Consider the following 23359-nt stretch of genomic DNA (forward strand, 5'->3'; position numbering starts at 1 on the left):
CTACTTAAGGGATGATTTAGTTTTGTTCCAGGGCCGGGTGATAGATAACCAGTCGCTGGTTTTTGTCCGGTGTAGTTATTATTGTTGATTCCCGGTCAGGTGCAGGCCACTCAATCACCAGTTTGTCAATGCTCCTGTCCCGCCCCAGGCCAAAGTGAGACTGCCTGGGGTTGGCCGATACGTAGTTGTTCTCAAAGCGCAACTCCCGATACTGCACCCCCTGATCAGTATGCAGATAAAGCTTGGCTCCCAACGCCTCGGTATTTCCCGGCAAACCCACCAGCTTTACCGATAGCCAGTCATTGTTCTCTGTATTGTTATTGCGATAGAACGTTGGCCTGCCTTCCCAGTTGCTGATGACAATATCAATATCACCATCCTGCTGATAATCGAAGCAGACAATGCCACGACCATCATTCACCTCAGTTAACCCCCATGCGGCAGACTCCTCTGAAAATGTCATGCCACCCTGGTTAATAAACAGCCTTGGTCTGGCGTTATTAAATGCCTCGTGGCTTTGCAAAAACTGAAGGTTCTGCTGTTTCTCCAACCCGGAATTAAAAACAGCGGTTTCCGGGAGGGCACCATAACCGGTGGCATGAAAGATATCCAGCAAACCGTCATTATTAAAATCAGCAGCACAACTGCCCCAGCCCCAGCCTCCTTTTTGCAAACCTGTTTTTTCGGTCGCTTCCCGGACGTTAAAATTGCCGATATTTTCATATAGCCGGTTTCCGGTGTATTTCCGATTCCGCTCAGAGCTGTAAATACTGCTTTCAAACCAATCCATGTCACCATCATTATCAAAATCGGCGATGGCTGCCCCCATGCCAAAACTGCCATTAATGACATTAATATCCGTAATATCCTGCAAGCCTTCAGACGTTGATTGCCACAGTTGCGAGGTAAAAAAATCGGCTGTCAACAGCACATCCGGAACACCGTTATTATCAAAATCGACCATATTGGGGGTAAAGGTAAAATCACTGTCCCCAAACAACGGCAGATCATGCTGCTGGTGAATCACGCCATCCCCATGCAATAGCTCTCCATAGCTGCCCCTCAGCCCGGGATAGGCGATGCCCTCAGGCCGCAGGTTACGATAGCCATGATTGCGCCACACCTGTGGCTGACGTGCTGACTTGTAGCTACGCCAGAAGGCCATCACCATATCCAGATGCCCATCCTGATCAAGATCACCAAAACTGGCGTTTAACGTCGGTCCCTGAACATTGCTCAGCACCATGGATGATGGCGCTTCGACCATATTGAAAATAATCTGGGGAAAGTAACTGCCACTGTTCCCGAGAAAGAGATCGGCCTTGTAGTCACCATCAATATCTGCCACCAGCGGAGTAATGGCACCGGTTGTATTGATTTTCTCAAGCGGCAGCATCTCTTTTCGAAACCCACCGGATGGCTGCTGATAGTAGACAATGACATTCCCCTGATTATCATTGAAAATCAAATCGTCCAGGCAATCGTTATCAATATCAAATGCCGACACGCCAGACCAGTTGACGATATCCATGATCCACCCGGGCTTAATCAGACCAATAACCCGCCGATGGTCCAGACCGCTGGACCGGGTGATATTCGTCAACGGTGTGGTAACAGCATTATCAGATTTCATGTCTGTGGCATTTCGCCCACAGCCATGAACGAGAGGTGGTGCTACAGCCACCCGCTCACCTGATAATTCTGGCGCTGGAACCAAAGGCAGCGCCGATTGCTTTACATCATCCGTTTTAACCTGTTCCGTAATAATAGGCTGCCGGTCAACCAGATAGTCTATACACTGACGTTTATTCACACACGAGTCTGTCAATGTGTTAAGAAACGCAATTAATGCCTCAATCTGAGACGATTTCAAATGGTAAGGCAGCCGCAGGTAACCCGGACCTTCCTTCGCTATATTGCGGATAGTCTGAGCTATTGACGACTTATTTTTTCTGTCAGCCATCTGCTGGAATTGCCAGTGCAGCGTATGTGCCTCTATTACCTGGTAAAGAGACCCGGCTGAACCATTGTGAAAATAAGGCCCTGTCAAGGCAACATTCAGCAGACTTGGGGTACGGAACGAATAGGGCATCTGCCTGAAATTGAAATTTTTACGACCGTAGTCCAGGCCGCGCCCATTCGCTCCCCGTCCGTAGGGCGCAACACCGATATTGTAAAACCGCTCATCGGACAAATGATTGCCACTGTGGCACCCTGCGCAACCGGCACCATTGCGAACCACTGGAGTAAAAAAGAGCTTTAGCCCCTCTTTTTCCAGGGGTGTCAAATCACCTTTGCCTTTTACGTAACGAAAAAAAGCATTGTCGATAAACACCAGGTGCCCCTGAAACCTGGATAATGCCTCGGTAACCCGGTCGATATGGATCATCTCCTGGCAAGTGGCTGCCTCTGACTCGGCAAATGCCTGCCGGAAAATGCTGCACCACTGCGGGTTAGACTGAAGTCGTTGTATGATGATTTCATAGAGTTCATGGTGATTGTAATGCGCATCTTTCAGGCCCTTCATTTCGAAGGGAGAGACCATCGGCAGCCGGGCCTGTGCCTGCAACAGGTTCTTCTCCTCATAGCATTCCGGTCGCAGATTGGAATAGCCATTACCAAGACGCACCAGCCGTCCATTACCACCAACACCACAGGAAGGTGAGGCCATGCCAGCGTCGGGTAACGCTTCCTGAAGGTACTGCAAACGACCATCCCAGAATAGATTCTCTCTGTACAGCGATGCATTAAATACCGTCGGTGAGTTTCTGGGGATCAGCAGCTCTTCGTATTGGTCCGGATATAAACCTTTCAGGGCATCCAGCCGCTTTTGCCCGAACAGCCTGTGGTCGTTAACGATCACGCCGACGGGCAGTGCCAGACCATCACCGCCAGCGGTTTGGGGATGATGGCAACTGGCACAGGATACGGCACCACTGAGGCTTAAATCGGGGCTGAAAAATAACTTTTTGCCTAACTTCACCACTGGAGAGGTGAACGGCTCCACAGGTGTATCCGGCTCAGGTGTGCCGGTAATCTGATGGGATCGGAGCAACTTTCCGATGGATGCGTCTGAGATATCCGTTAACAGGTCAGCGTCTGCAAACCGGGAGAGCCCAAAAAAGACAACGCCAAGATAAAAGAATACGGTTTTATTGTTCATAGCAATCAAACTAATGAAATTCTTCATTAGCTATCATCGACAGAGCAATCAGTAACTTTTGACTGGGCGTTTACCGCTTACTCCCGATAAGCTGTTGCCGGAGTTCCGGGTAGGCGGTATTGTCTGAAAGCCAGATATCCAGAAAGGTTCGGGCCAGCCGCACATCGTCAATCCTGCCCAGAAAACGGTGGCCGAAATAAAAGCGTCCGCCGGATGCCGACAGCACAAAAACCAGGCGGTCACCCGCACGAACGCCCTTCCATATTTTGCTGAGTTGCTTAAGCCAGCGTTTTCTATTCTCCCGGGATACCCCGAGGTGAGCCCACTGTTGGTCTGTTGCCGAAAGCAACCGTTTTTTACTGATCTTTCGTCGATAGTCGATAAGCAGCGCCACATCAGTGGAAGCGGGTTCAGCAACGTCATAACGGCCGGAGGGCGTTTTCAACTGGGCATCGTAAATATCCCATAGGCCCCATTTCAAGGTTGAATGCCCAACCGTCTGCCACTGCTCCCAGGCAGGATAATACTGTTTATCATTTTTTATAGAGTCCCGGGCAAAACTCTTTGCAGAGAACAGGGATATCAAAAGAACCAGCAAAATGGCTACGTTGGAAAGACCGGCAACGTAGAACCTGACTCCATTTTTTTTCATGGCGAAACCTTTGCCTTATTTTTAATAGTTATTATCTGGCTGTACGAATAAATTCGCCAAAAGGATTCACAGGTTATTGGGCAAATACACTCTAATTTATCTTCTTAAAGGGTGACTCTTCATAGGGCAGTGGTTCCGTCAAAACAATTGAAGAATTAGGTACACCTTTTGTCTTTTGGTCATCGCCTTCACAGCAAACACCACTATTATTGAGAGCTTCATTAGCCTGGCTTACGTCAAGCACCGAGGTACTTCCTGGCTGATTCACCACTGCCAATTGATTGGGGGTGGCTTCATCAGGCACAGATATACTACGGTACCAGAGTAAATCTTCAGCCACTAAAGCCGAACAAGTCGCACAGCCACCACCAACACCACCCAGACATAATGCTTTCAGGATTCCAGCATTTGTACACAAAGTGATCAGATACGCGGATGTTGCACCAGCGCCACATCCAGCGCAGAGCATACCACCGCTTAAAGCCACATATTCAATAGCATTCTCCTGCGCTGGCGTAATTTCCGAAAAAGCACTTCGAATAGTTGCCATACAGCCTGTTGCATTCATAACCTCAACCTTACTTAAGTTTATTTACCTGAACTCTGACTGTGGTGTTTGCATAAAGTTTCCCATTCTGTCAAAAAAAGAGAGTATTCATTTCGCCATAAACATCCGGACACTCTTGATCCGGTTATCTTTCACCTGCAGGATCTCAAAACGGCAATTCTTGATTTTCCAGCACACGCTGGCCTCGGGAATGGCTTCCATCTCTTCCGTAATCAGGCCATTAATGGTTCGGGCATCGTCCGTTGGCAGATTCCAGCCCAGCGCCTTGTTAACATCCCGAATGGAGGCTGAGCCATCGATGATATAACTGCCATCCCCCTGGGGCGTAATATCCTGGCTGCTGTCAGAAACATCGGTGGTAAAGTCACCGACGATCTCCTCAAGAATATCTTCCAAAGTCACCAGGCCCATAATATCGCCGTACTCGTCCACAACCAGGGCGGTTCTCTCCTTGGCCTTCTGGAAATTGAACAACTGGGTATGCAGAGGCGTAGATTCCGGAACGTAATACGGTTCAGCGGTTTCCTGCAACAGTGTTGCCTTGTTGACCTTTTCCAGCGTCAGCAATCGGGCAATCTTGCGCATGTGAAGTATACCGACAATATTATTGATATCACCGCGATACACCGGCAGGCGGGTATGCTGACAATCCCTTAGCTGAAGAATAATTTCTTTAATATCATCCTCAATATCGACACCGTAGACCTCATTTCTGGGTACCATAATGTCATCAACCCGCACTTTCTCCAGGTCAAGAATGCCCAGCAACATGCCACGGCGCTTCTTCGGCAGGCGCAGGCCGGACTCATTCACCAGCGTCCGCAACTCTTCACTGGTCAGCTGATCCTCACCTTCCTGGCCCGGCCGTATTCCTAACGGCCTCATCAGCAAAGAGCAGATCCAGTTCACCAGCACCACCATCGGATAGAGCACCTTCAACAGAGGAACCAGCACCATGGATGCAGGAAAAGCCACCTTTTCCGGATACATGGCAGCGATGGTCTTGGGCGTCACCTCACCGAAAATCAGCACAATAAAGGTCAACCCCAGGGTGGCAATAGCAATACCGCTGTCTCCCCAGAGGCGGACAGCAATAATGGTGGCCAGGGCAGAGGCCAGAATGTTAACAAAATTGTTGCCAATCAGAATGACCCCAATCAGTCGATCAGGTCGGTCCAGCAGGCTGCTGGTTCTTTTCGCTGCCCGGTTACCCTTGCGGGCAAGGTGCCGGAGACGATAGCGATTGATGGCCATCATCCCGGTTTCCGAACTGGAGAAAAATGCAGAAAACAGCAGAAGAAAAATCAGTGCGCCAATCAATGCGCTTAAGGGTGCTTCACTCAACGAGTTGTCGCCTTTTGTCAGAACCGATGCGGTAAAATTACCTATTTTACCTGCTTCAGGGCGAAGTCCCAAGCCCTGGTGTTTGCCAATATGAAGTGAGCCTGTACTTTTCTGACTTCGTATGGTTACCGAACCATGAAAAGCCAGCAGGTGCATTGGACGCTTTGGTTGAACTAATTAATGGGTGAACTGTCCAAATTATTATTATTTCGGTTTAACTTAATCACATCGAAACGGCAAGGATTGCCAGAGGAGGTAACAAGCATGGATCCGCTCGGTATTAGAACACTCGACTTTAAAACAATAGATGCAACAAAAGAACAAGAGTTGCCTGATCAACGTTGTGTTAGTTTATCTAACCAAATGGTTAAGACAAGCACCGCCTTTGCCAGAGAAGTTGGAAAAAGCAAAGAGGTAATCCTGCCGATTACTGGTTCTTCCAGTCAGGCTTTGAAGACCAATGTTGATTTCACCAATAAGCCAGAGCCTAAAGTAGCAGTCATTAATAACCCGGCTGTGAAAATCACTGAGACAGCACTGGCAACCCCAACTATAGAGCCAACAAAAACCCCTCCGAAAACAGCCAAAGCCGAAACTGAGTCGTCCAATCTTCCGATCATTGATCAATCGTTGATTGACTCCAGTGATATCCCGAAAACGACCTTGCTACAGCATTATTTTCCATCCAGTGTCTCACCTGATGCCCAGACCATTGCCCGCCCCGTTCATGGTGTCCAGCACAGTTGCCGGACGGCAATCTGGGCCGTAGCCCTCTTGCAACAGCGCAAACAGCACCGCGATCCCCTGGCGCTGGCATTTCCCGACCACATGGTACCGCTGCTGATCAAAGCCTGTCTGTTTCACGACACCGGCCGTGAAGGCGATGGGCTCGATACGGAGGAGTGGGAGCGAGCCAGTGCTGACAACCTGATGGAACACCTGCGCAACTGCGGCATGGCGCAGTCTCTGGCCTGGCAGTGTGGTGAAGCCATATGCCACAAGGATAACCCTGAGGGCTGCGAGCTTCTGCCAGAGGCGATACAGACCCTGCGCAGTCTGCTCCATGATGCGGATACACTGGAGGTTATGCGGGTAAGGGAATGTTTTTACATGGACCGGCTGGAATGTTTTGCTGCCTGTCAGGATGATCAACAGAGGAAAGAGTGGCGCAAGCTGGCCGAAGAAGTCTGCCGGGTGATTGCCAGGCAGGGTGATCTCTGGTTTCCGATCAAGTTGCAGGACAGCGCCACAGATCGCGAACACTTCTTCAGCATCGGTGCCGCCAGCAAGTGTGAAAACAGGAAAAAACGGTGGGAACACCATCCTTCGCCATTCAGTTATCAGCTTTATAGCATAGGTGAACAGTCCGCTGTTATCCGGGAGTTAATCTCCCCTTATACCGAACACCCGGCAGAACCACAGGCACCCTCTTTCTCCCTGGCACAACTGACCGGTGCGGATATAAAAGAGTGCCAGGGCAGTTGGCCAAAGGGGCTGTATAGCGATCCCGTTAGCCAACAGGTCTATTACATCAAACCGACCAGCGGTGAGCTGAGTGCACAAAACCAGCGACTGATGGGCAACCTGGCCCGACTGCTGGGCATCACCGTACCCGAGAGCTTTGTCCATCAGGAACAGGGTCATTTTTATCTGGTCAGTCCTGTCCCCGAACAATGGCAGGGTAAGCTCAAAGGCGGGGAGGAAACCCTGCGCTCGTTATCTTCCGAGCAGTGGGCCAGATTGCTGCTGATCAATGTGATTGTCGGTAACGAAAATATGGTGAACAGTGACTGGGAGGGCATTGAACTGACCCCGGAAGGGGAGCCGGTGATGTTCCACTGGGACTTTGCCGGGATGGCAACTCGCTACCCGTGTCCTGAGAAACCAGAGCCCACTCCCAAAGCGGATGATTTTTCCTCCATGCCGGTGCTGCTGAATAAACTGCGGAACCCTCAGGCACCCTCCATGAACTCGCTGCCCATCCACAACCCCTGCGTCGATATTCTGGCACAATTGGATGATGACCTGCTGGGCCATACCCTGAAAGATATCTTGCACCAGCTTGACTGGCAGACCCTGGACCGACTGATCGAACACAGCGGTTTTCTGCCCGGCGACCGCAGCTGGTTACGGCAAACCATTCACGATCGTATTGCCTGGCTGACCACCCGCCTGCCCCATACCGTGGCGGCAGGTGAGCGGGTTTCCATGGCGGAATACCAGGCGATTGCGGCAGCGGGTATCCGGGGCGGTTGGCTGCCGGTCAAAGGCCGGGATATCCAGGGCGGACAGATCGGCATTAGCCAATTACTGGATGCCAATGGCCAACCCATTACCCGGATGACCCTCCAGTTATCCCCCGAAGCCGGCAACAAACTGGCGGATAACCTGGCCCTGGAACGGGGATTACACCTTCTGGCCAGCCGGGTTAAATATGCCAACCATGCCCTGAACGGCAATTACCGCGACTGGCGCAGTGAGCTGACCAGCCTGGCCAATGACTGTCACGGCCTGGCCAGGCAGCTGACCAACGATAAAACACGATGGTGTAATGAGCATCACGATACCATTGACGAGACCGTGGTGACTCTGCAGGACATTGTTGACAAGTGCCGGGCAGCGCTAACGGCCGACGTGCCGTCCATTGAAAAACTGCCATCAATTAAACTTCCCCTGCCTGCTCCTGAGTTTCCTGCACGAGTCAGCTCAAGAACCGGCGAAGAAGTTGATGCAAAAATACAACTGGCTGAATTCAGCCACGGTTTTGCCAAACTGACAGGCCAGAGCGTCAGTTACTTGAATCAGGAACAGCTGGATCAAGGCGGTCTGACTGCCTCACCGGTACATGGGGTTGAACTCGAAGCGGACGTCTGTGAGGGCGGCAGTCTACTGTTTTTTCCTCCGAACCTGCCTGATGCCCTTACCTTTGAAAATCAACTGATCATCACCTTTCCAGGACACGATAAATCCGTGGTTGAGGCGTTGTTCAGGGAACTGGCAGGGCTGGGCATTGATGGCGAGCGGCCAAATACTGTTGACCTGGAAGAGCAATGGCTGGACGCCCTGGCCGACTTCCACGGCTGCCTTGGTGATATGAACCTCGCCGTGGCAGCGGATACCAATATTCCGGTAAACACCAGCAAAAAAGCGTTTCTTAAACAGTCGCTGAACGTCAATGATGAACAACTGCTCGATTGCGACAGCCATTCCCTTATTCGCGCAGGACGTCGGGTGCATAACCGCCCGGGGTTTCCCCATGGCATTGGGGCAGACCCGGCAAGGAAGTTCTGCCCCGGCCACAGTATAAACTTTTGTCCAGACCAGTACCGGAGCAGTAGCAAGTTTGTCAACGAGAGCCTGCAAAATGAAGCGGCTCTGATCTCCTTTGGGCGACGTTCTCAGATAGGGATAAAACCGTCCGGGAATGCCGGGGGTATGTTCTTCAGAATAAATTTCAACACCAAACAAGTATTTACCCGAATCATGGACCTGGAGCAGGCAAATAATCTGGCGGATCAGTCCAAAAAAGAATACACAGGCGCCATGTCTGTGGTCCTGCAACCTGAAGCACTTCGCCGCCTGGATACAAAATTTTTTAGAGATCACCAGCATTTTAATAAAGACCAATACCCCGAACTGATAGCCTACATCGAGAATCAGAAAGTCATTCCGCAGTCAGTGGATGATTACCAGAAATTGATCCAGGGAGATGAGGATCAGGAAACCTGGTTTTCCAATCCTCTGTCCTTGCATGATGAGTTGAACAAACTTGAGATCAGTTCTCCTGAAGATCAGCAACAGTTGTTGCATACCCTGAAGAAACGCTATACCCACTGGCCCGACGGGCGACCGCTGGAACAGCTTTTTCAGCAATCCTGGTCCAACTGTTACCATGAGTTAACCTATCAATACAGCAAGGTTGACGAAAACATCAGAAATCTCATCAAGGCGTGTGGCGAAGAGAGCATTCAGTTGCTGGTTGAGCAAAACCCCCATCTGCTGGAGGGAAAGCTGGATTCGCTGGATGGCTTGCAGCTGAGGGGTGATTATGAAATATATGGCATTGATTTTAGCAACTGTTCCATGAACGCTACCGTGTTGCAATCCGTTAACTTCAAGAGCTGCACCTTCAACACAGAGGTGTTAAACCGCCTGACCGTTGACAACATTTCATTTAGCAGTTGTTATTTTCAAGGTGAGCCGTTTTCATCGTCGATATTGGACAATGCCAGTTTTGGCCCTGAAACTGAGTGCGATGGCTACCAATCTAAAAGAATCAATCAGCTTTCCCAACTCATTTATAAGTCGTGTGTTAATCAGCAGGGTGAGTTCAATCTGGCACAATGGCTGGAGTTGATGATGAACAATCATTTTCTGCGCCGTTCCTCAGTACCTTTGGATCGTTTAAGCCGGGATATCCTGTCACAACACATGGAAGAGATTATCCGGGATTATCCACATCAACTTATTGGCATGATCAATGAATTGCTCAACATTAAATTCAAAAATATTGACCATGCAATACGGTTTATCAGGAATAATCGAGAATTCCATACTGGCGAAATCAACGATCTCAGAGATCTGTTCTTTGATTTCAGAACCGTCCTCCTGAAAGAAGGAAATTATCCCGGGGGGAAAAGTGGCCCACTGAATGAATTAATTACCTTCAAACCGGACGAATGCAATGATCTGCCCCAGGAAGCAGTGTTGGCGTTGATTTTAAATATGATTAACCTTGTGATGTTCCCTCAATCCGAAAATGAATACCGGGAATTTGGAGTCAATATCAACAACCCGGATGATCACAACAATGACCGGAATAGCATGTCTGAGTCCGGCAGCCAAAGCACAGAAAATAGCACGACATCGCACCCGGTATCCAATGTCCTGCCTCTTTATAATCTGGATAGTTACAGAGCCCATCTTTGTCGGTATCACCTCAAAGATTATCGGAAATATATTGATCAACTCTGGGAAGAGTGCTCTGAAGAGCGTAAATTAGCAATCGCCAAACACTGTTTGAGTCAGCACAATGTTGCCGTTAGCCCCCAGACCACAAGGGAGTTTATGAAATTATTGCTGGCAAATAATCCCGAAGAAAAACATTGGCTGGATAACTATAACGCCAACATGGCAAAGCATATAAACAACCAGCAGGCGTGCAATCAGTTGATTACGGATCGTTTTGATTCATGGTTGCGTGACAGGACGGTGATTGACACATCCCTGCCAACCACGAATTAAGACGGCATCGGGATTCAAGAGCTGAAATCGCGACGAAGGGTGATTGGCACAGTCTTTATTCAGGGTGTGGTGTTTACGCCCTTCGACTCCGCTCAGGACGAATGGAGCTTGGGAGTCATTAATAGAAAGAATCCATCAAATACATTGAAACCATGCACCAGGACATGGTTTCAACGAGTTTGACGTGTACAATCTCCGTTCACCCTGAGCGGAGTCGAAGGGTGCTTGGCACGATCTATCATAGCCCGGAGTTTCCGCCCTTAGACAGGCTTCAGGACGAACGGAGTTTGGGTGCCATTGATAAAGAGAACCCATCAATGACATTGAAACCATGCACCAGGTCTATTCCCGGACAACCTCCTGGCGACACTCCAGCACGCCCACCATCCCAACGCCTCCCCGTTTTTGATAACTCTCCGGAACAAGCCCCTTCAAAAGCAGGACTGCCCGGAAACCACGCAGTCAAGCACCAGTCTTGAGCCAAAGTAAGCAAGTACCAGAAACAGGACACCGGCCAGAGTCCAGCGAACAGCCGTCTGCCCACGCCAGCCAAATCGCCAGTGGCCAATCAACAGTGCGGCAAAAAGACACCAGGCGGTGATGGATAATACCGTTTTATGCACCAGCCGCTGGGCAAACATATCTTCCAGGAAGAGAAACCCACTGCCCAGCGAGAGTGTCAGCAAAATAACCCCAAGGACCAGAAACTCAAATAGCAGCCGCTCCATGGTTTGCAACGGCGGCAGTGTTCTGATGGTATGCCGGTGAGTGCGCAGCTGGTGTTCCTGGAAGGAGAGCAGAATGGCCTGAAATGCCGCCACCATCAGAATGCCATAGGCCATAACCGAAAGAAGCACATGGGAAACCATGGATGATGCGGTGTTCCAGACAATATGTTCAACCGGGGCCAGCAGTGCCAGCACAATGGCCAGCATGGTGACCGGCAGAATCATCACCAGCAGGCTTTCCGAGGGTTTTTTCAAACTGCTCAGGAGCACCATCATGGTCACCATCATAGAGGTCAGCGACCCCATGGTGAACACGCCAAGGTTGATGCCCCGATCAGTATGGATGGAAATGTATAACGCAATAATGTGGAAAATCAGGCCAAGGGCGGTAATCAACAGAACCAGCGATTTGGGCATTTCACGCCCACTGTTTCGCAACCCCTGCCCAACCGTGCCTGCCAGATAGCAACCAAGCGCACCCATACTGACGAACATGACACTCATTAGCGAAAGCCTATTTATCCCCAAAGCAGCAAAAAAAGCAGGAAGCCCTCTAGTAGTACACGGTTTCAATGTAATTGATGGGATCCTTTATTGACCTCCAAACTCCGTTCGTCTTGAGCGGAGTCGAAAGACGTAAACGCCATACCCTGAGTACTGTGCCAATCACCCTTCGTCCGTGCATCCTTAGCTGAGTCGAAGGGTGCTTGGCACGGTCAGAGTCCGGAGTTTCCGCCCTTCGACTCCGCTCAGGACGAACGGAGTGCGGTGGCACGACAACCCGTCAAACTCATTGAAACCATGTACTAGCGCAGCTAAGCGTTGTTACCCATACCGTTCGTGCGGAGCTTGTCGAAGTACGGTGGCACCATCCTTCGACAAGCACAGGATGAACGAAGTGTACGGATGTCAACGCTTTTCTACACCAGGGCTTCAACGTAAAGCAGCATCGGCAGTTTGTCATATTACCCGGCGCTAGACAAACAACCTTTCACCGGATCCACTGAAATGGATGCCGCTTTAGTTTTGATTCCTATATAATGGCCGACATTCTGTGCGTTCAACCGCATAAACACCTTAGATCAGGGTAATTCCCAGAATGTTCGAAAATTTAACCGAACGCCTGTCCCGTACGCTGAAAACCGTAACCGGGAAGGCCAAACTCACCGAAGACAATATCAAGGACACCCTGCGCGAAGTGCGCATGGCCCTGCTCGAAGCAGACGTTGCCCTGCCGGTGGTTCGAGAGTTTATCAACCGGATCAGGGACCGGGCCATCGGGCAGGAGGTTCAGTCCAGCCTGAGCCCGGGCCAGGCGTTTGTCAAAATTGTCCAGAATGAACTGATTGAGGTGATGGGTTCGTCCAACGACGAACTGAACCTGGCCACCCAGCCACCGGCCGTGATCCTGATGGCCGGTCTTCAGGGTGCCGGTAAAACCACCTCTGCGGCCAAACTGGGTAAATGGCTGAAAGAGCGCCAGAAGAAATCCGTTATGGTGGTCAGTGCCGACGTTTACCGTCCCGCGGCGATCAAACAGCTGGAAACCCTGGCCCAGGAAACCGGCCTGAACTTCTTCCCGTCGTCTGCTGACCAGAAACCAGTGGATATTGTTACTGGCGCGATTCATGAAGCCCGCATCAAGCACGCGGATGTCCTGATTGTCGACACCGCCGGTCGTCTGCATATCGATAACGATATGATGGCTGAAATCCAGCAGCTGCACAGCGCCATCAACCCCATAGAAACCCTGTTCGTGGTGGATGCCATGACCGGTCAGGATGCAGCCAATACCGCCAAGGCGTTTGGTGATGCCCTGCCATTGACCGGGGTGATCCTGACCAAGGCGGATGGTGATGCCCGTGGTGGTGCAGCGCTGTCGGTGCGCCAGATCACCGGCAAGCCCATCAAGTTTATCGGTATGGGCGAGAAGACCGATGCCCTGGAGCCTTTCTATCCGGACCGTATTGCCTCGCGCATTCTGGGCATGGGGGATATTCTCTCCCTGATCGAGGAAGCCGAGCGCAAGCTGGACCGCAGCAAGGCGGACAAGCTGGCCAGCAAGCTGAAGAAAGGCAAAGGCTTTGATCTGGAAGATTTCCGTGACCAGCTGCAGCAAATGAAGAAAATGGGTGGACTCAGCGGCATGATGGACAAACTGCCCGGCATGGGCGGCATGGCACCACAGCTTCAGGGTCAGATGGACAACAGGATTTTTGTCCAGATGGAAGCCATCATCAACTCCATGACCCCCGCTGAACGCGCCAACCCGGACATCATGAACGGATCCCGTAAAAAGCGCATAGCCGCTGGTTCCGGCACCCAGATCCAGGACATCAACCGACTCATCAAGCAGCATAAGCAGATGAGTAAAATGATGAAAAAAGTCACCAAAAAAGGCGGCATGAGCAAACTTATGCGAGGCATGTCGTCCGTGAAAGGCCAGCTACCCGGCGGAATGGGTGGCATGATGCCTCCCGGTGGCGGCAAAAAGTTTCCGTTTTAACAACCCATTAATGGCCAGCTCCAAAAACAGGGCTGGCCATTTGAATTTAATAACAATTTTCATTGAAATCGATAATTTATTTCAATCCCGAATAATAAATAAAATCCACATTCCGAACATTTACGATTTTTTGCTGTCAAAGTTTCTGTGCAATTAGAAATCAGGTCAGGTAAAGGACCTCTGTTTTTAATCACTGCTCCTGTTCAGAGACCCAAATCCGGGCAAATGAATAAGGCATTTATTTTAATAAACCAAAACGAGCAATGACCTTATAAAAAATTAAATTTTGACCATCAGCATAATGGAGTATTCGAAGTGGATAAGATTACCCGGCCCAACCATGATTATTCAAGCTTGCCAGCAAGCCAACCTGACCCGCAACATCAAGACTTTACAGCTGGCCGTCCTCGCAGCAACAGTGTTTGCCTGGGTTCATTCGGCTTGACAAGAGATGGTGCCAACTGCACCAGCGAGAGTAATGTCGGTGACATTCCGATTCGAAATCGAATGATCGAAATTCCCGTTAACCAGCACACACCAACCCCCCCCCCTGCTCCAAAGACTGATACCGGATCGGAAGAGGCATCAGCTAGCCCCAATCAAGACTCGCCCTCATCATCTCCTCCGGATAGCCCCCCCCCAACATCCATTAATGGCTCGCATCTTGCCTTCTATGGCTTAATGATGTACTACACAGGAACTATCCCTCAAAAACAAAAGCCTGATCCCAAGAAGCCAAAGGTTGATCCGAAGAAGCCAAAAGCTGATCCGCAAGAGCGAAAGTCTGATCCGCAAGAGCAAAAGTCTGATCCACGAAAACAAACGCCTGTTCCAAAACCTCGAAAATCCATTGGCTCAAAATCTCTCCCGCAGACGCAAAAACCTGATCCGAAACAGCGAAAACGCATCCCGCAAGCGCAAGAACTTCCCCAGAGAGATATATCCGAGGGGCAAGTAGTTAAGAAGCAACCGGAGAGCCCAACCAGCGCGGCCTGCCCTTCTCCGACGCCACAGCTAATACACTCATTCGGCAATGTTTCATTAACCATGTATTCAGGCATCCAGGCAAAAAACAACAACTGTGCACTGGCTGCCTTTTTTATGGCTCTATCAAACAAAGGCGCATTGAATACATTGATTGGCGAGATTGGTGCCGGAGCCAGTAAACTAAAATCGAAAGGCAAAATGCAAGATGCCAATACTCTGGATGAATTTTTACCGATATGCGAACATTTTCACTTTGATGAAAATAATAAAGGCTACATTGCCGATGAGGGCCTGGACCGCATAAGAACACTGTTCCAACTCCGCAATGGAACACTCAGCATGCCCCTTTCAATATCGGATATTATCACCACAATCCTCAAACGCATCTATGATTATCCGGATGCTGGAAAAGTCCCATCCGAAAATTTCGATATCCTTAAATATACAGAGTCCTCTTTGAAGCACAAAATAGTATCGATTGAAGCCGGGGATGGCTTCGTCACTATCAGTGACACACAGGAACCAGTCAGCAGTCTCAGGGATGATAGAATTCCCTCAATTACAATACCAGCAGGCCTGACCAAAGTAGTGAACAATAAAGAACAACCAAAAGGACCACCCCACTCCAACCCGCCAAAATTTTTTTGGACTGTCGACGAATACAAACGGGGTGAGGAACTTGCCATAAAATGTACGGATAAATATGAAAGCAGCACAGGCAATCTGGTCGGTAGAAAATTTGTATATTTTGGTGACCCGGTGAATAAATCGAGGGAGATGGCAGCCGAGGTTGAAGAACACTATCTCTATGGCGACTTTCCCCGTACCGTTAGTTCATCATTTATCAATAGCCAGGGAGTGCAGATATTCGTTAATCATAAGCTAACCGGCTTTAACAAAGACGAACCTGTAAGTGGCAGAATAACCGCAACCTCTTCTCGATTGGCAACAACCCTGCAAGAGCTGATCGATAATTGGCTCAGGAACACTAAGCAAGGAATGGAACTTGATGATTGTGCATTCAAAGAGTTGTTACCTGATAACCATCACTCCCCGGAAGTGTTGTTGGTAACCATCCCCAACTTTGGAACCGAGATCAGACCCGAGCTGGAGTGGTGGAAAGATGTCTCTATTCCCACTGCCAACGGAAAAAAGAAGGATTACGAATTCGCTGGCGCGGTCACTATTGAAACAGGCCATTTTGTGGGCTGGCGTAAAGAAGGCAACGTCCTTCATTATGCTGACTCCATGGGAAACATGGAAGGCACTGAGACAGTTCCCTTAGTCGTCAAAATGCCGCTGACCGGGGCTGAAGAAACTCAAGAAATGTTACAAGCCGCTAATAATGACAGTGAAAGTCAATTCGATGCCTATTGCTCGGCAAGCCGAAGGGTCGCCAATCTGGGGAAATCAGCAGCTCTGGTTATTCTGACACAAAAGCCTGATTCATAAACGATTCTCACAGGCGGTTGTTACTCTGAGCCCGAGCCGGTTGATGTTCTACAGCGTATCAGCCTCCACCCGGATCGTGGTATCAGGGAACTGACTCCACGACTCTGGACTGGAAAATTCGGGGCCAATCCATTAATTAAAAGCCGACCTCGACAAGCAGGGAGTGCCAGCCCCTTGCTTGAACGCTTACACGAGATGGTTGTTCAGGGCGCACAAGACCAGGAGGCTGTCCGAGAATAGCGCCCGTAGCGAGGATGGCAGAAAATTGAGGATAAAAAGTCGGAAATTTTTAGTGAATAGTGGTTCTATTTGCTAAAAATTTCCGACTTTTTAGACCAATTTGCTGCCACCGCACGACTGCATGGATGCAGGAGCTAGAGCAACGCAGGAGCAGTTGCCGCGTAGGGCAGTCTATTCTCGGTCAGCCTCCCAGGAGGCAGTGCTGTGGGCGAGGCTTAATGTCTACCTTAAGAACCGTAGCAACTACTCGTGTGATGATGATGAAGAGCAGAATATCCGCAAGTTTATGATCTATCCTAAGATGGTCTTCTTTCCTTTGCTGACGTGAGTCTTAAATAACATAAACTGGTATTAAATTTAGAGATTTTTATGAAGAATATAATTTATACGGCTGGTTTTTTGCTTATGACAAACACAGTCATTGCCGACGAACAGACAGACATTGTCAAGCAATGGATTGGTACAAACTTTGAGCTAATCAATGAACTGCACAACGAAACATTATTCTTCAATAAATACATAACCACCGATAATGGCTCATGCAAACTGAATGTGGAGGCTTCACTTGTCAGCGGTGAACGAAACACAACGTGGAACTGTGATGGCAATGGATATGGAATGCATATAGAATCATTCGGGGATGGTAACAAGACAGGGTTAGTTAAGATATGGACAAAAGACTCCGATGGAAGGAGATGCGGCTTGCAGTGGGATGCGCATCCTGGAGATGATCAGTTCGGGAATGCCCCCATTAATTACGACCAACATCAAGCCAAGTGGGATTGTGACGGTGATCGAGACCCTAGCTCTGCTGATGTTGTTTATCTTGATGATGTCCATATCTATAATGGAAGTCTTCAGTTTAAGATAAAGTCAAAGGTCGGTTATCTTTCTGACGATAATAGCCAATCCAATCATCGCAATGCTGTGTGGACCAAAAGAAAATCAGATGCTAACACAATATCTATTGATTTAGGCTGGTATTGGGCTGATGAAAAAAACAGTAATCTTGTAGATATGTACGGCTTCAAGCCACCTGAAATAATCAAGCAACAATCCCTTAAAGACTACGAAGATGCTGAAAAGCAATACCTTAAGGTTTTAGATGCCTATTTAAATGAACCTGGGCATGCAGAACACACGACTAATTTGACTGTATGGAATGACAAAAATTCACCAGAGAATGGCTATATAACAGCTGTTCATTATATGGATTACTTCTTTATAGGAGGACATAAAATCAATTTCATGAGTAACAAGAAGGTAACAAACAAAAGAGAATCACATGGTAGAAGATTTTCAGCCTGGTATACAAACGGTGGGTTGCTATCAAACGCCCTTGGTCAGGCACTATATCGTAGCCGACAAGCAACAGGACCACATGTATACAAAGAGTTGAACTTAGAGAAAGCTGATACGATTTATTATGGGCACGAAAGTTATAATTATTCATCTAACACCTACGGAATGCCCCATTTTGATGACCACTGGGTATCAGCATCCATTAATAAGAACGATGACGTACGCTATGTCTTTACTTCTTTAGGTGATTACTATCGACTTCAAACCGACGGTTGGGGGCTTGAATACATCAACAATCGCTTTAAAGTAAACAATCATAATTGGCCTGGACTTGAGGATTATAGATTCCTTATTCGTGCAGGTTTATCATCAGCAGATGGTGACTATTGGTACTTCTTCCTCGCTGATGGGACTTACATTAAGTACTCAATCGCTAATGACTATGTCCTGGATGGCTATCCAGCACCTGTTAACAATTCCAGATGGACTGATATGGAGCAGTATAAGTTTCAAATTACCGGAGCATTTTACTATGCCGGCGACTACTATTTTATGCTTCGTGATGGAAGCTACATACTTTACGATTCAGACGATAGTGGAATAGAAAATAAAAAACTGGATGATTTTGATACAGGCTATTGGGGGGAGCGCTCTCTATATAAGCTAGAACAATGCGATCAACCGAAACCTAATATCAGCCTGTTTTAACATACATTATTTCGATGAGTTTGATGTGTACAATTACCTGGTTGTTGATGTTCTTCCGCGTATCAGCCTCCGCCCGGCCCGTGATATCAGGGAACTGATACTGCGACTCTGGAAAGAGAAATTCGGGGCCAATCCATTAAAAGCCGATCTCGACAAGCAGGGGTGGGTCTGCCCCCTGCTTGAACGCTTACGCCACCCGATGCCCGCAAAAGCACAAGTGGTTCCAGCTTGCCGGGCAGCGGGTAGCGTCTGCAGAAATACGGAGGTTATTTCAGACCGCTCCCAAGACAGGTAAGCACAGCGCCCGCATAGGGAACATACTTAGTGTCTGTCAGAAAACCCATGAATAATCCGACTCAATAGGCACTGACAAAATTTTTTTGAAAACAAAACAGGCCGCTCATGCCAGCCACCTCTTTTTTTGATCAAAATTTAATCATTTTCCCGTTTTTCGGGTGCCCGTAATCTTCACCCAACGATGATCGTTTGTTTTCTGGTACGCTTCTCCGTTCAGGCTGCTTTTTTGACAGCCTGACTGGATTGCTTTTGCAGTATAGAGCCCAAGCGGTGCAGATTGGTTCCTAAAACCGCCAGGCCAACATACCGACGATAACCGTCAATCCCTGAGTCCGGACACCTGTCCAGCCCGTGCTGCTCAAGTGCATTAATGTCGGACTCTACCGCGGAATGCTTCTTCATTGCCCTGACAAACTCAGGGTGTCGTTCACGCTTCCGGTCTTGTTCAGACCACCGCCCCTTTTTGGGTAAGACGGCTCGGTCAAGAAATGTTTCCAGCTTTTCAAGGTTCTCTTTTGACCAGAATCCCCGGTCATAACTGACCTGCGATACTTCAGGAAACCGCTGTTTTGCGCCTTTAGCAATGGCTACAGTCACCTGGTCATCAGTCTGTTTTTCCATGACCAAATGGTGAAGGGTGAAACCAAACTGATCTTGCAGTACACACACCCTGAGACCAAGTTCTACAGGAACGCCTGCTTTTCCTTTACTGATCCATTCCGTATGGCGTTCAAATAACGAAAAAACCTTCTCACTGTGCGGAATGGTTTCATGGTTCAGTACACGACGGATAATCAGTTGACACTGGTAGTCTGCATCTTTTATCCAGCGCTCCAGCTCTTCCAGTCGTAAGTCTCCGGGTATCCGTGCTTTCAAGAGATTCAAGGTTATTTCAGCCTTGCGGATAAGCTTCTGGCTGTAGGCTACATACTCAGCATGGACGGTTTCGATATCATGCTGTCGTGCTTCACGAAGCGACTCATTGGACGACGTTGACCGTTTCAGGTTACGGGCTTTGTGAAAACGCTTTTTGTGCTGATCCTGCAAGTACTTGCTCTGTCGCCACAGGCTTTCCTGCTGCTCTGACGACAGGCAGGCTGCCCACTCGATCATCTTGCGAACGGCATCCCGGAGCAGGTTAATATCCGTTGGAAAGTGGGCATTGGTTTTTACGACAAACGAGTCAGCGCGGGCGCATATCCGGTCTTCTTTTTTTTTACCAGCTGGTGACCGGAATTGACCACAATCTGGTTGATCCCGTCCAGTATTTCCGGGGTGAACAGGGCGATATTATCCTGCAAAGTCTGGATGTGATAAGAGTGGGTACAGTACGGTCCGTGTCCGAGCATTTGCCGCAACGTACCGTGTTCATTGGCCAGCTCCTGAAGGCGGTCGTAGTCGCAGTTGATGGTCAGACGCAGGGTGCCAAAAATCAGTATTTTCCAGAGATCCATACCAGGGCGGCCATTGTCACGGCTGGCGGGTATCATTCGCTCAAGGGCTTGGAAAACCTGCGCTCTCAGCTCTGGGGTGACCCAGATATGCTGAAAAGCCCGCAAGAGGCGGGGTATGTCGTCCCTGGATTTGGGGTTGAAGGTGATGGCAGAGATATCGACCTCGCCTAACTGCATTTGTGGCTTGATGGTTTGGCGCATGAGTGAGAAAACAGCCTGTCAGTGGAAAACTTCAATGATTAAGTTAGGCCACAGACTCCTGTTTTCAAGGACTGATGGGTTTTCGGACAAGCACTACTTATCACAGCATATTGCCTCCTCCTCTGGTTTTCCCTACAATATGCGCCCTTTATGATTGGCTTGAATCCGATCATGGATTGGCTGATGGATGATGAAAAAGGAACTTTCCTCGCTCAAATCTGTCTCAACTCTTCTGGGTTACAGTCATACGTCCTGTGCGTCTGGCCAGTAAACCCAGAAAACCAGTTGCCGGAAACAACTATAGGAAACCCTATTCCATGGTAACCATTCGTCTTGCACGTGGCGGCTCTAAAAAGCGTCCATTTTACCACCTGACCGTGGCTGACAGCCGTAACGCTAACGGCGGTCGTTTCATTGAGCGCGTAGGTTTCTTCAACCCTGGTGCTCGTGGCCAGGAAGAGCGCCTGCGTGTTGATAACGAGCGTGTAGAATTCTGGCTGGGCCAGGGTGCTACTGCATCTGACCGCGTTGCCCAGCTTCTGAAAGAAGCCAAAAAGGCTGCGTGAGGTTAACAACCCAGTGACAACGGCAGTAGAGGGCGCTGTGAAGCGCATTGCGTTAGGCCATATTTCCTCCGTATTCGGGGTCAAAGGCTGGCTGAAGATTCACTCCAACACCAGCCCGATGGAAAACATCCTCAACTACCCACGCTGGATTCTTGACCCTGCTGGCCAAAAGAGCGGTGATGTTAAAACCGTTGAAATCGATCAGGCCCGGCCACACGGGAAAGGTCTGATTGCCCATATCGTCGGTTGTGACGATCGTGAGCTGGCCCGCAGTTACTGCGGTTACCAGATTACCATCAGCGCCGATGATCTGCCCGAACCGGAAGATGACGAAATTTACTGGCATCAACTGGAATCGCTGGATGTTTTCTCCCGCAACGCTGAGGGAGACAATGTTCTGCTGGGCAAAGTCAGCCACCTGATGGAGACAGGTGCCAACGACGTACTGGTCATTCGCCCCACAAAAGGCAGCATTGACCGTCGAGAGCGTCTGGTACCCTGGCTTACCGGATCAGTGGTGCTAGACGTCAATCCTGAGAAAGGATTTATCCGGGTAGATTGGGACCCGGAGTTTTAACTGGCCATGACGACTCAACACTCACCCCTTGATGAGCCAGCCGGAGAAACACTGGCAGAAACTCATCAGGACACAGACAAGAGCGCCATGGACATCGGAATGTGGTTCGGTGTCGTCAGCCTCTTCCCGGAGATGTTCCGGGCCATAACCGGGCACGGTATTACCGGCCGCGCGGTTAAGGAACGGCTGATTGAGGTACAGATCTGGAATCCCAGGGACTTTACCCATGACCGGCACCGAACTGTGGATGACCGACCTTATGGCGGTGGTCCCGGCATGTTGATGAAAATTCAACCTCTGCGTGACGCCATCCATGCAGCCCGCAAAGCTGCAGGAACCGAGGCCAAAGTGATTTACCTCTCTCCCCAGGGTCGCATGCTCGACCAGAAAGGAGTAGAGGAGCTTGCCCAGAGCAAGAAACTGATCCTGGTCGCGGGGCGATATGAAGGTATTGACGAGCGGGTAATCCAGACCGAAATCGATGAAGAATGGTCTATTGGTGATTACGTGTTAAGTGGTGGCGAACTCGCTGCCATGACTCTGATTGATGCAGTATCACGCTTTGTACCGGGCACCCTGGGTCATAAGGATTCCGCTCAGGAAGATTCATTTGCTGATGGTCTTCTTGACTGCCCGCACTATACCCGTCCTGAGCTTTTTGAAGGACAGGAAGTGCCGCAAGTACTGTTATCAGGCAACCATGCACTGATTGAGCGCTGGCGACTGAAACAGTCTCTGGGCAGAACCTGGCTGAGACGGCCTGACCTGTTGGAGAACCTTCAGCAAACCAGGTCACTGACCAGCGAGGAAGAAAGGTTGTTGTCGGAGTTTATTGCTGAACACTCAGCCAGGAGCGACGACTGTGCCTGAGAGTTTGACTCTCAAGCCAACCAGATTGTGCTATCGGCTTGTTTCGGATGGGCCATCTGAGTGAAACACAGCTTGAGCGGGACAGAATTGACTAACCAGGAGCAATTATCAATGAGCAAAAACAAAATCATTGCGCAGCTTGAAGCTGAACAAATGAACAAAGAGATCCCGGCTTTTAGCCAGGGTGACACTGTAGTCGTACAGGTTAAGGTAAAAGAAGGCAACCGTGAGCGTCTGCAGGCGTTCGAAGGTGTTGTCATCGGTAAGCGTAACCGTGGCCTGAACTCTGCTTTCACCGTTCGTAAAATCTCCAGCGGTGTTGGCGTTGAGCGTACCTTCCAGACTTACTCTCCGCTGATCGCTTCTGTGACTGTGAAGCGTCGTGGTGACGTTCGTCAGGCTAAGCTGTACTACCTCCGTGAGCTGAGCGGTAAAGCTGCTCGTATCAAGGAAAAGCTCAACTAAGATTCAGTTTAATTTTCCGGCAACTGATTTTTACA

The 23359-nt window shown here is 49.4% G+C and carries 15 protein-coding genes; 9 read left to right on the forward strand and 6 right to left on the reverse strand.

The window, feature by feature from the left end; translation table 11 throughout:
• Positions 1 to 16: 16 nt before the first annotated feature.
• The 4 genes from ACO6UX_RS14415 to ACO6UX_RS14430 all read right to left on the reverse strand — a co-directional run bounded on the left by ACO6UX_RS14415 (position 17) and on the right by ACO6UX_RS14430 (position 5727).
• On the reverse strand, positions 17 to 3190 hold the full coding sequence (locus tag ACO6UX_RS14415; protein WP_422448690.1) for a cytochrome c peroxidase: 3174 nt from the start codon (positions 3188 to 3190) through the stop codon (positions 17 to 19).
• 43 nt (positions 3191 to 3233) lie between these two features.
• Positions 3234 to 3815: a chalcone isomerase family protein gene (locus ACO6UX_RS14420; protein WP_422448692.1), complete on the reverse strand. Its 582-nt coding sequence runs from the start codon at positions 3813 to 3815 to the stop codon at positions 3234 to 3236.
• 91 nt (positions 3816 to 3906) lie between these two features.
• Complete coding sequence (locus ACO6UX_RS14425) at positions 3907 to 4383, reverse strand: hypothetical protein (protein ID WP_422448694.1); 477 nt, start codon at positions 4381 to 4383, stop codon at positions 3907 to 3909.
• An 87-nt stretch (positions 4384 to 4470) separates the two neighbouring features.
• Positions 4471 to 5727 carry an HlyC/CorC family transporter gene (locus ACO6UX_RS14430; protein WP_422449561.1) on the reverse strand — a complete coding sequence of 419 codons (1257 nt, stop codon included), beginning with the start codon at positions 5725 to 5727 and terminating at the stop codon, positions 4471 to 4473.
• Between the two features lie 264 nt (positions 5728 to 5991).
• Between ACO6UX_RS14430 and ACO6UX_RS14435 the strand changes: the two genes are divergently transcribed.
• Entirely contained in the window at positions 5992 to 10971 is a 4980-nt protein-coding gene (locus ACO6UX_RS14435) for a hypothetical protein (RefSeq protein ID WP_422448696.1), read from the forward strand.
• A 431-nt stretch (positions 10972 to 11402) separates the two neighbouring features.
• On the opposite strand, the gene ACO6UX_RS14440 is transcribed toward ACO6UX_RS14435, so the two are convergent.
• A complete protein-coding gene (locus ACO6UX_RS14440) occupies positions 11403 to 12203 on the reverse strand; it encodes a cytochrome C assembly family protein (protein WP_422448698.1) in 801 nt (266 codons plus the stop codon).
• A 595-nt stretch (positions 12204 to 12798) separates the two neighbouring features.
• Between ACO6UX_RS14440 and ffh the strand changes: the two genes are divergently transcribed.
• The 4 genes from ffh (at position 12799) to ACO6UX_RS14460 (ending at position 19189) form a co-directional block, all read left to right on the forward strand.
• On the forward strand, positions 12799 to 14205 hold the full coding sequence (gene ffh / locus ACO6UX_RS14445) for a signal recognition particle protein (protein WP_422448700.1): 1407 nt from the start codon (positions 12799 to 12801) through the stop codon (positions 14203 to 14205).
• 315 nt (positions 14206 to 14520) lie between these two features.
• Positions 14521 to 16644, forward strand: coding sequence for a hypothetical protein (locus tag ACO6UX_RS14450; RefSeq protein WP_422448702.1), 2124 nt, complete (start codon positions 14521 to 14523; stop codon positions 16642 to 16644).
• A gap of 609 nt (positions 16645 to 17253) precedes the next feature.
• On the forward strand, positions 17254 to 18894 hold the full coding sequence (locus ACO6UX_RS14455) for a hypothetical protein (RefSeq protein WP_422448704.1): 1641 nt from the start codon (positions 17254 to 17256) through the stop codon (positions 18892 to 18894).
• A 25-nt stretch (positions 18895 to 18919) separates the two neighbouring features.
• Positions 18920 to 19189, forward strand: coding sequence for a hypothetical protein (locus ACO6UX_RS14460; protein WP_422448705.1), 270 nt, complete (start codon positions 18920 to 18922; stop codon positions 19187 to 19189).
• Between the two features lie 215 nt (positions 19190 to 19404).
• Here the strand turns inward: ACO6UX_RS14460 and ACO6UX_RS14465 are convergent.
• Positions 19405 to 20846 (reverse strand): ISNCY family transposase gene (locus ACO6UX_RS14465; RefSeq protein WP_422448707.1). Its coding sequence is split into 2 segments (ribosomal slippage): positions 19405 to 20411 and positions 20411 to 20846, totalling 1443 coding nucleotides; the frame shifts between segments, so codons are not numbered across the junction.
• 317 nt (positions 20847 to 21163) lie between these two features.
• Here ACO6UX_RS14465 and rpsP point away from each other — a divergent pair.
• The 4 genes from rpsP (at position 21164) to rplS (ending at position 23324) form a co-directional block, all read left to right on the forward strand.
• Positions 21164 to 21412 (forward strand): 30S ribosomal protein S16, encoded by a 249-nt coding sequence (rpsP, locus tag ACO6UX_RS14470; RefSeq protein ID WP_269673688.1) that lies wholly within the window; start codon positions 21164 to 21166, stop codon positions 21410 to 21412.
• A 13-nt stretch (positions 21413 to 21425) separates the two neighbouring features.
• The gene (gene rimM, locus ACO6UX_RS14475) at positions 21426 to 21989 is read left to right on the forward strand and encodes a ribosome maturation factor RimM (protein WP_422448709.1); all 564 of its coding nucleotides are present in this window, start codon (positions 21426 to 21428) and stop codon (positions 21987 to 21989) included.
• A gap of 99 nt (positions 21990 to 22088) precedes the next feature.
• Positions 22089 to 22859 carry a tRNA (guanosine(37)-N1)-methyltransferase TrmD gene (trmD, locus tag ACO6UX_RS14480; RefSeq protein ID WP_422449562.1) on the forward strand — a complete coding sequence of 257 codons (771 nt, stop codon included), beginning with the start codon at positions 22089 to 22091 and terminating at the stop codon, positions 22857 to 22859.
• A 111-nt stretch (positions 22860 to 22970) separates the two neighbouring features.
• A complete protein-coding gene (gene rplS, locus ACO6UX_RS14485) occupies positions 22971 to 23324 on the forward strand; it encodes a 50S ribosomal protein L19 (protein ID WP_101745198.1) in 354 nt (117 codons plus the stop codon).
• Positions 23325 to 23359: the final 35 nt, after the last annotated feature.

Origin of the sequence: Endozoicomonas sp. ALB091 (assembly GCF_049310265.1) — a bacterium.
Lineage (GTDB): Bacteria > Pseudomonadota > Gammaproteobacteria > Pseudomonadales > Endozoicomonadaceae > Endozoicomonas.

What these genes read in the sequence shown, in the direction of transcription:
- ACO6UX_RS14415 (WP_422448690.1), bottom strand. Translation starts at nt 3,190, where the DNA reads ATGAAGAATTTCATTAGTTTGATTGCTATGAACAATAAAACCGTATTC.
- ACO6UX_RS14420 (WP_422448692.1), bottom strand. Translation starts at nt 3,815, where the DNA reads ATGAAAAAAAATGGAGTCAGGTTCTACGTTGCCGGTCTTTCCAACGTA.
- ACO6UX_RS14425 (WP_422448694.1), bottom strand. Translation starts at nt 4,383, where the DNA reads ATGAATGCAACAGGCTGTATGGCAACTATTCGAAGTGCTTTTTCGGAA.
- ACO6UX_RS14435 (WP_422448696.1), top strand. Translation starts at nt 5,992, where the DNA reads ATGGATCCGCTCGGTATTAGAACACTCGACTTTAAAACAATAGATGCA.
- ACO6UX_RS14440 (WP_422448698.1), bottom strand. Translation starts at nt 12,203, where the DNA reads ATGAGTGTCATGTTCGTCAGTATGGGTGCGCTTGGTTGCTATCTGGCA.
- ffh (WP_422448700.1), top strand. Translation starts at nt 12,799, where the DNA reads ATGTTCGAAAATTTAACCGAACGCCTGTCCCGTACGCTGAAAACCGTA.
- ACO6UX_RS14455 (WP_422448704.1), top strand. Translation starts at nt 17,254, where the DNA reads ATGAAGAATATAATTTATACGGCTGGTTTTTTGCTTATGACAAACACA.
- rpsP (WP_269673688.1), top strand. Translation starts at nt 21,164, where the DNA reads ATGGTAACCATTCGTCTTGCACGTGGCGGCTCTAAAAAGCGTCCATTT.
- trmD (WP_422449562.1), top strand. Translation starts at nt 22,089, where the DNA reads ATGTGGTTCGGTGTCGTCAGCCTCTTCCCGGAGATGTTCCGGGCCATA.
- rplS (WP_101745198.1), top strand. Translation starts at nt 22,971, where the DNA reads ATGAGCAAAAACAAAATCATTGCGCAGCTTGAAGCTGAACAAATGAAC.